The organism is Micromonospora sp. M51 (assembly GCF_018070305.1).
Lineage (GTDB): Bacteria > Actinomycetota > Actinomycetes > Mycobacteriales > Micromonosporaceae > Micromonospora > Micromonospora parva.
This window is the reverse complement of the sequence record NZ_JAGPXZ010001536.1, coordinates 1-422: the sequence shown is the minus strand read 5'-3', so window position 1 is coordinate 422 and position 422 is coordinate 1. Positions and strand designations below refer to the sequence as shown.

At 74.6% G+C, this 422-nt stretch carries 1 protein-coding gene; it reads right to left on the bottom strand.

Features of this window, described 5'->3' with window-relative positions; genetic code table 11:
* Positions 1-422 (bottom strand): aldehyde dehydrogenase family protein (locus tag KBX53_RS35835; protein WP_210864125.1); only part of this gene is annotated, 422 nt, incomplete at both ends.

The following is a 422-nucleotide window of genomic DNA, read 5'->3' as shown; positions in this document are numbered from 1 at the left end:
CCTCGACGGTGCCGCCGGCGGCGACGGCCTCGGCGACCCACGTCTCGACCCGGCGGGCCGCGTCCTCGGACACCATCGGCCCGACGTCGGTCAGCTCGGAGGCGGGGTCGCCGGTGCGCAGCCCGCGCACGGCGGCCACCAGCCGGGGCAGGAAGTCGGCGTAGCGGGCGTGGTGCACGTACACCCGCTGCACGGCGATGCACGACTGGCCGGCCTGGTAGTTGGCGAACGTCGCGATGCGCTGCGCGGCGTAGTCCAGGTCCTCGTCGGAGGTCCAGTCCGCACACAGCACCGCTGCGGCGTTGCCGCCCAACTCCAGCGTCACGTGTTTCTGCGGCGCGGCGCGGCGGATGGCCGCGCCGACCGGACCGGAACCGGTGAACGACACGACCGGCAGCCGGGGTTCGGTGACCAGTTCGGCG